Source organism: Streptodolium elevatio (assembly GCF_040649515.1).
GTDB lineage: Bacteria > Actinomycetota > Actinomycetes > Streptomycetales > Streptomycetaceae > Yinghuangia > Yinghuangia elevatio.
Window position 1 is genome coordinate 1 of record NZ_JBEZFP010000230.1, and the last position, 7,774, is coordinate 7,774.

At 72.8% G+C, this 7,774-nt stretch carries 7 protein-coding genes and 1 pseudogene; 1 reads left to right on the top strand and 7 read right to left on the bottom strand.

What is annotated here, in order from left to right; genetic code table 11:
* Positions 1-206 precede the first annotated feature (206 nt).
* The 4 genes and pseudogenes from AB0C36_RS41940 to AB0C36_RS41955 all read right to left on the bottom strand — a co-directional run.
* Entirely contained in the window at positions 207-875 is a 669-nt protein-coding gene (locus AB0C36_RS41940) for a hypothetical protein (RefSeq protein WP_358364779.1), read from the bottom strand.
* Positions 860-1,834 carry a ParA family protein gene (locus AB0C36_RS41945; protein ID WP_231779721.1) on the bottom strand — a complete coding sequence of 325 codons (975 nt, stop codon included), beginning with the start codon at positions 1,832-1,834 and terminating at the stop codon, positions 860-862. Before AB0C36_RS41945 ends, AB0C36_RS41940 begins: the two co-directional genes overlap by 16 nt.
* Positions 1,835-2,213: 379 nt before the next feature.
* A complete protein-coding gene (locus tag AB0C36_RS41950) occupies positions 2,214-2,438 on the bottom strand; it encodes a tyrosine-type recombinase/integrase (protein ID WP_358364782.1) in 225 nt (74 codons plus the stop codon).
* Between the two features lie 101 nt (positions 2,439-2,539).
* Positions 2,540-2,905, bottom strand: a pseudogene (locus AB0C36_RS41955) (site-specific integrase); the annotation flags it as partial.
* Between AB0C36_RS41955 and AB0C36_RS41960 the strand changes: the two are divergent.
* Positions 2,864-3,013: a hypothetical protein gene (locus tag AB0C36_RS41960; protein ID WP_358364791.1), complete on the top strand. Its 150-nt coding sequence runs from the start codon at positions 2,864-2,866 to the stop codon at positions 3,011-3,013. The pseudogene AB0C36_RS41955 and the gene AB0C36_RS41960 overlap by 42 nt on opposite strands.
* A gap of 313 nt (positions 3,014-3,326) precedes the next feature.
* On the opposite strand, the gene ald is transcribed toward AB0C36_RS41960, so the two are convergent.
* The 3 genes from ald to AB0C36_RS41975 form a co-directional block, all read right to left on the bottom strand.
* Entirely contained in the window at positions 3,327-4,442 is a 1,116-nt protein-coding gene (gene ald / locus AB0C36_RS41965; RefSeq protein ID WP_358364785.1) for an alanine dehydrogenase, read from the bottom strand.
* A gap of 220 nt (positions 4,443-4,662) precedes the next feature.
* Positions 4,663-6,876, bottom strand: a complete 2,214-nt coding sequence (locus AB0C36_RS41970; protein WP_358364787.1) for a tetratricopeptide repeat protein — start codon at positions 6,874-6,876, stop codon at positions 4,663-4,665.
* A gap of 184 nt (positions 6,877-7,060) precedes the next feature.
* A complete protein-coding gene (locus tag AB0C36_RS41975; protein WP_358364790.1) occupies positions 7,061-7,717 on the bottom strand; it encodes an NUDIX domain-containing protein in 657 nt (218 codons plus the stop codon).
* Positions 7,718-7,774: the final 57 nt, after the last annotated feature.

Consider the following 7,774-nt stretch of genomic DNA (forward strand, 5'->3'; position numbering starts at 1 on the left):
GCGGATCCACGGCCAAGTCCCGGGACTTGGCCGTGGATCCGCCCCCGGTCACCGGCATTCGTTCGATGTCGGCAATGCGGTTCGGCGATGCGGTTCGCATGATGCGATTGTCGGTGCAACTGCCGGTACGGCCGTCACGCACGGGACTACAACCGACGACAGTCAAGCCGCAACGGGTCCCGACCGACCACCGTGGATCTCCGTGGTCAGTGACCCGGCCCCGGGCCGCCGCGCAACCGCCGTACGAGGATGCTCGCTTCGCCGCGTGCCTCAAGATCGGCGAGGACGACCGCGATGGCCTCCCGCACTATCCGGCCGCGGTCCACCGCGAGGCCGAAGTCCCCGCGCAGCGTGAGCCGCGCGTGCTCGAGGTCCATCAACTCCTCGGCGGAGACGTAGACGGTGATCTTCTCGTCGTGCCGTTCCCGACCGCTCGGGCGGCGCTGCACGCGACCGCGCCTGGGGGCGGCGGCGCGGGGGGCCGACTGCGGGCCGGCGTCGCGGGCCTGGCCCTCGCGGGCGGGTTCGCGCGACGGCGGTACGGTCCGCTGCTCGGGGCGCGACTCCTGGTAGGACTGCGCCGACCCCGGCTCGCCCTGCGAACCGCCCTGGTCGGACGCGGAGTTCTGGGCGCCCGAGTGCTCCGGCTCGGCGTCCTGCCCCGAGGACGGCGCCGGCACCGCACGAGCGTGGCCGTTGCCCGCGGCGGCGGCCGGCCCGGCCGCCGCCGCGGAGGTGCCCGACGCTCCCGCACCGGTGGGCGCCTGACCTGTCGTCCCCGCCGCGTCGGCAGCGGCCTGACGGGTCGTCAGTGCCGCTCCCCCGGTGGTACGGAACAACTCGTCGGCGCCCGGCAGACTTACTCGGCGCGGCACCGGGCCAGCACCTCCCTCGCGAGCTGGCGATACGCGGCGGCCCCTACGGAGTTCGACGCGTACGTGGTGATCGGTTCGCCCGCGACCGTGGTCTCCGGGAAGCGGACGGTACGCCCGATCACCGTGTGGAACACCTGTTCCCCGAACGCCTCGACGACGCGCGCGAGGACCTCGCGACCGTGCACGGTGCGCACGTCGTACATCGTCGCGAGGATGCCGTCGAGGACCAGGTTCGGGTTGAGGCGCTCGTGCACCTTCTCGATGGTCTCGGTCAGCAGCGCGACACCGCGCAGTGCGAAGAACTCGCACTCCAGCGGCACGATGACGCTGTCGGCGGCGGTCAGGGCGTTGACCGTGAGCAGACCCAGCGACGGCTGGCAGTCGATGATGATGTAGTCGTAGTCCTGCACCAGCGGCCGGATCGCGCGGGCGAGCGTGGTCTCGCGGGCCACCTCGGTGACCAACTGGACCTCTGCCGCGGACAGGTCGATGTTGCTGGGCAGAAGGTCCATACCCGGGATGATGGTCTTCAGCAGGACGTCGTCCGCGCTGAGGTGCGACTCCATCAACAGGTTGTAGACGGTGAGTTCGAGCTCCATGGGGTTGACCCCGAGGCCCACCGAGAGGGCGCCCTGCGGGTCGAAGTCCACGAGCAGCACACGGCGTCCGTACTCCGCGAGCGCGGCCCCCAGGTTGATGGTCGACGTGGTCTTGCCGACGCCGCCCTTCTGGTTGCACATCGCGATGATCTTCGCGGGGCCGTGCTCCGACACCGGTCCGGGGACCGGGAAGTAGGGCAGCGGGCGGCCGGTCGGGCCGACGCGCTCGCGGCGCTGTGTCGCGGCGTCCGGTGCGAGGGTCGCGGCGTACTCGGGATCGGGCTCGTAGTCGGCGTCCGGATCGAACGGGCCGCCGCGCAGTTCCTCGGCGTAGCGCAGCTCGTCGTCGTAGTAGTACATGTCGTACGCGTACTCGTCCGCCTCGGAACCCGTGGGGGTTCCCTCCGCCGCTGAACCCGCTGAAGTACCCGCTGCACCCGCTTGGTCGGCCGTCGACGGGAGCGCGGCGTCGCGCGTCCCCTGCTGCTCCGCGGCAGAGCCCGGGCCGGGAATTCCCGTCCCACCGCCCTGAACCGACCCACGGGGGGCCTGGGCCGACGCTGGCTGGGCACCCCCGGGAGCAAATGTCGACTCATTCACAAGTCGTCTTACCTCCTTGCCGACCAGGCCATTTCTTGCTTCGTCAGCGTGACGATCCTTACTGACGGTTCGCGACTCTATGGCGTGTCGCATGGTCGCAGCAAGGCGAACCGCCCGACCCATGCAACATCGCACCGGTTCAGTCAAGAGCCCGGGGGTGGGAAGCTGCGTCGGCCTCACGAAGTCGATCAATGGTGACCAGGGTGTAGACCTGAGTGGTCGTCACCGACGCATGTCCCAGCAGTTCTTGGACAACTCGGACATCAGCTTCGCCGTCCAACAAGTGCGTCGCGAACGAGTGCCGCAACGTGTGCGGCGGCATCTCCTCCGTGAGCCCGGCGCGCAGCGCGGCCGAACGCAACACGCTCCAACCGCTCTGCCGAGACGGCCGACCACCGCGTGCGTCGGGAACAGCGCGAGCCCGCCGCGACCGGTTCCGATCAGATCCGACCGGGCCCGGACGAGGTACGCGCCCACCGCTTCCGCAGCGTACGAACCGAGCGGCACCACACGCTGCTTGCCGCCCTTGCCCGCGAGCACCACGGTACGTGCGGCGAGACCCACATCGTCGATATCCAGACCCGCCGCCTCCGAGATGCGGGCGACGACGGCACGCGCGGCGGAGGCGTCGGACAGCGCCGGCCCGTGGGTGTCGCCGGTACGCAGCGTCCCGACGTACGCAGTCACGTTGGCAGTCGACACATCGCCCGCAGCGGCACGGCCGGCGTCGGCCAGAACGGCCAAATATCGCCCCAGGTCGCGCCGACAAGCCGCCAAAGTGTCGGCGGCATGGCCACGTTCGACCGAGAGATGGTCGAGATATGCCCGCAACGCCTACGACAACCCACCGGCCGGGGCGGCGTTCTCGCCACCAAAAGCCCCGTTGTCGACAACATCACCGACCTCACCCAGGGGCCCGGCCTCACCCACGGGCCGTGACTTACGGGGGGTCAGACCTGCCTCCCGGCTCCGGACGCGTCATTCCCCGGCGGCTCCGAGGCCGCATCACCCCGAACCCGGCCGACAAGTCCCCGAAACGCACAATGTCGACCCCCACACCCTTGTGGGAGCCGACATCATGCCCGCTCGGCCAACGCCCGGTGGCCCGGAACCCGCCCGCCCGTCCAGCGGCGCCTTCGACGCCGGATCACGCCCGACCGAACCCGACCAGGCCCGACCGGGCCGGCGGGCCCGGCAGCGCCCGCAGGCGCCCCCGGAACCACCGGGCCTCAGCCCGTACTCGAACCGCCGCTCAGGCGAGCAGCTGCCCGGTCTCGACAAAGCCGAGCCCGTGGGCCTCGGCCACCGCCGCGTTCGTCAGGTGCCCCTCGTGCGTGCTGAGGCCCAGCGCCAGCGTCGCGTCGTCCTGGCACGCCTTGCGCCAGCCCTTGTTGGCGAGCGCGACGATGTACGGCATCGTCGCGTTCGTCAGCGCGAACGTCGACGTGTGCGGCACCGCACCCGGCATGTTGGCGACGCAGTAGAAGATCGAGTCGTGGACCTTGTAGACCGGGTTGTCGTGCGTCGTCGGACGCGAGTCCTCGAAGCAGCCGCCCTGGTCGATCGCGATGTCGACGAGCACGGAGCCCGGCTTCATGCGCGACACCAGCTCGTTGGTGACGAGCTTGGGGGCCTTGGCGCCCGGCACCAGCACCGCGCCGATGACCAGGTCGGCGTCCAGCACCGCGCGCTCGATCTCGTACGCGTTCGAGGTGACCGTCTGCAGGTGGCCCTGGTAGATCCGGTCGGCCTGGCGCAGCGTCTCGATGTTGCGGTCGAGCAGCAGCACCTCGGCCTGCATGCCCAGCGCGATCGCGGCCGAGTTGAGGCCGGAGACGCCCGCACCGATGACGACGACCTTGGCCGCGTACACGCCGGACACGCCGCCCATGAGGGTGCCGCGGCCCCCGCCCTGGCGCATCAGGTGGTACGAGCCGACCTGCGGCGCCAGCCGGCCCGCGACCTCCGACATCGGCGCGAGGAGGGGCAGCGCACCGCTGGGGAGCTGGACGGTCTCGTACGCGATCGACGTGGTCCCCGCGGCGAGCAGGGCGTCGGTGCACTCGCGCGAAGCGGCGAGGTGCAGGTAGGTGAAGAGGGTCTGGTCCTTGCGGAGCCGCCCGTACTCCTCGGCGATGGGCTCCTTGACCTTGAGGATCAGCTCGCCCGTCTCCCACACCGCGTCGGCGGTGTCCAGGATCGTCGCACCGGCGGCGACGTACTCCTCGTCGGGGATGGAGGAGCCGAGTCCGGCGTCCTTCTGGATGAAGACCTCGTGGCCGTTGCGCACGAGCTCGTGCACGCCGGCGGGCGTGATCGCCACGCGGTATTCGTGGTTCTTGACCTCGCTGGGAATGCCGACCTTCACGGCTATCCACGTCCTTACGTACAGAGGGTTGAGACGCCGTCGGCGGACCCGAATGGGCAGGCAGGCGCATACCACTGCGCCTTCCGAGGCAAACCTAGGTTAATGCGGCTCCAACGCCCTGACAACCTTACAAAGTGCCAGTGGCCCCAGCAGGTTGTTTAGCTTTCCCAGGCCGAGGGCTCCGGATCCGTACTTGACGGGTACCCGTTCAGGCCGATCGTCAGTCCACCCGCGCCGGGGACGAGGTGCCTCCGAGACCCCCACCGAGACCCCCTCCGGCCCCACTGCCGAAGCCGCCTCCCGCACCGGGGCCGAGGCCGGACGCCTCCGCGTGCCCGTCGTCCAGCAGCCGCCGCACCGCCTCCGCCTGCGGCACGTCCGCCAGCAGCGCCAGCGCCTGACGCCGCCGCGACCTGGCCTCGCGCAGGTCGCCGGTGTCCTCCATCAGGTCCGCGGTGCGCAGCAGCGCCAGCGCCTCCAGGCGCTCGTCCCCCGCGGCCCGGAACGCCTCGATCGCGTCCCGGTACACGGTCAGCGCCTCGCGCGTGCGGCCCGCGTCGCCCAGGCACGCGCCGATGTCGGACAGCACCCGGCCGACCTCCGCGTGGTCGCCCAGCCTGCGGCGTACGCCCAGCGCCGCACGGTGGTCGCGCAGCGCCTGCTCGAAGCGGCCCATGCGGGCGTGCAGGCGGCCCAGGTGCGACAGGACGCGGGCCTGCCCGTCGTTGTCGCCGGTGGTGCGGCGCAGCAGCAGGGCCCGGTCGTACCAGTCGGCGGCGCGCTGGAGGTCGCCGAGGTCGGCGTACGCGTTGCCGAGGTTGACCATCGCGCGGCCCTCGCCCGCGGGGTCGGCGATCGACCGCGACACCTCCAGGGCCGCGCGGTAGCACGCGAGCGCCTGTTCGAGCTCCGCGCGCGCGACGTGCAGGTTGCCGAGGTTGAGCAGAGCCACCGCCTCCTGCCGACCGGAGCCGTGCCGCCGCGCCGTCGACAGCGCGAGTTCGTGCAGCTCGCGCACGTCCCGCCAATGCGCGCGGCGGTCCAGCAGGCGGGTCAGGACGGCGACGAGGCGGCGCGTGGGGCCGTCCAGGCCGGCCGCCGCGGCGACCCGGGCGGCGGCGAGCAGTTCGGGGCGCTCCTCGCGCAGCCACGCCCGCGCCTGCGCGGGCGACTCGAAGCGGACGTCGGCGGGCACCAGGTCGCCGCGGCCGGTGATGGTGTGCTCGGCGGCGCGGGCGAGCCGGACGTACCGCTCCAGCAGGCGTACGCGCGCGGTACGCCGCTCGCCGGGGCGCTCCTCGGCGTCCAGGCACTCCTGCACGTAGCCGCGCAGCAGTTCGTGGAAGCAGAACCGGCCCGGCGTCGAGCCGGGTTCCAGCAGGTTCAGCTCGCACAGTTCGGCGAGCGAGCGCGCCGCCGCGTCCGGGCCGCAGTCGGCGAGCGCGGCGGCGGCGTCGGGGCCGAACTCGCGGCCGGGGACGAGGGCGAGCAGGCGCAGCAGCCGCGCGGCGGAGGGCACCAGCTCGCGGTGCACCAGGGTGAAGCAGGCGCGCAGGGCGAGTTCGCCGTCCTCGCAGCTGCCCTGGAGGCGGAGGCGTTCGGCGCGGATGCGGCGGGCGACGTCGGCGAGGGCGTACCGCTGCCGGGCGCGCAGCCACGCCCCGGCCAGCTTGAGCGCCGCGGGGTGGAAGTCGCACAGCGACAGCAACTCCTCGGCGGCGCGCGGGTCGCAGGCCACGCGCGTGTGTCCCGCGAGGTCGCCGAGCAGTTCGGAGGCCGCGGCCGGGTCGAGCACGTCGAGCGCGCACGCGCGTACGACGGCCGCGCGGCCGAGGCCGGTGAGCGGGCCGACGGTGGTGACGACCAGCAGCGCGGTGGGGCTCTCCGGCAGTAAGGGGCGCAGCTGCGGGGTGCCGGTGAGGTCTTCGAGGAGGACGAGTATCCGGCGGTCGACCAGCAGCTCGCGGAAGCGTCGGGAGCGGTCCTCCGCCCCGGCCGGCACGTCGCGCTCGCCCAGCACGTGCAGGAACGATTCGAGGACGTCCGCGGGGGGCGTGGTCTCGCCGCGGGGGCCGGTGAGGCGGGCGTACAGCACCCCGTCGGGGAAGTGCGGGGACAGCCGGTGCGCGAGCATCACGGCGAGGCTGCTGCGGCCGATGCCGGGCGGGCCGGAGATGGCGACGACCCGGTCCGGCGGCAGCAGCGAGGCGCGGGCGGCGACCCCTTGGGCGGGGACCGCGGCGCCGGGGCCGGTGACCCAGCCGTAGAGCGTCCGCAGCTCGTCGGCCCGCCCGACGAACTCCGCCGGGGCGGCGGGCAGTTGCGCGGGTCCGAGACGGATGGTGGGTACCGAGCCGTCGTCCGCGGCCCGGGGCGGGGGGACGGCGGCGGCGACCGCGTCGGTCGCGGTCGCGGATTCACCAGCCTTGAACACCGCCGACGACCCCCTGTTCCCAGCCCCCCGACAGTCCTGCTGCGCAGGGTAGCGAACGGTGTGCAGGAAATGCGGACCGACGCACGGTGACGCACGCCCCCCGGTGGCGATCCGGTCGTGGCCGGGCGCGCCCTCAGGGACCGGGCGGCCCCCGGGCAGGTGCTCCCGAGCACCGCCGTTGCGCTCAGAAGGGGCGGGCGGGCCAGGGGGCGTCGGCTGGGCGGAGGGTGTCGAAGCCGCCTCGGGCGCGGGCCGCCACGGCGGCGAGGGCGCCGGTGACGAGGGTGGGGTTGTGCAGTTCGCCGGCCAGGGCCAGGGTCACCAGGTCGTCGAGAGGGGCCCAGGCCACCTCCAGGTCGGCTTCCTCCGCCCGGGCCTCGTAGCGGTCGCCGACGGCCTCGCCGAGGCCGCGGGCGAGGAAGACCCGGATGGCCTCGCTCGACGAGCCGGGGGTGTTGTAGAAGTCGACGAGCACGCGCCAGTCGTCGGCCTTGTGGTGCGCCTCCTCGTACAGCTCCCGCTGGGCGGCGAGCAGCGGCGGTTCGCCGGGGACGTCGAGGAGCCCGGCCGGTACCTCCCACAGCTTCTGCCGCACGGGGTGCCGGTACTGGCGCAGCACCAGGACGCGGTCGTCCTCGTCGAGCGCCAACACGCCGACAGCGCCCGGGTGCACGAGGTAGTCGCGCCGTGCGGAGGTCCCGTCCGGCATCGCGACGATGTCGCTGCGCATCGCGGTGATGCGGCCCTGGTACGGGGTCTCCCCTTCGACGACGGGCCATTCCTCGGGGGTGTCCGTGAAGCGGCTCGCGGAGCCGGCCTCAGGGCGTGCGTCGGCGTTCATGCAGCACAACGTAGTGGAACGCGGAGCGGGGGCGGCACCGGACGTCCGGTGCCGCCC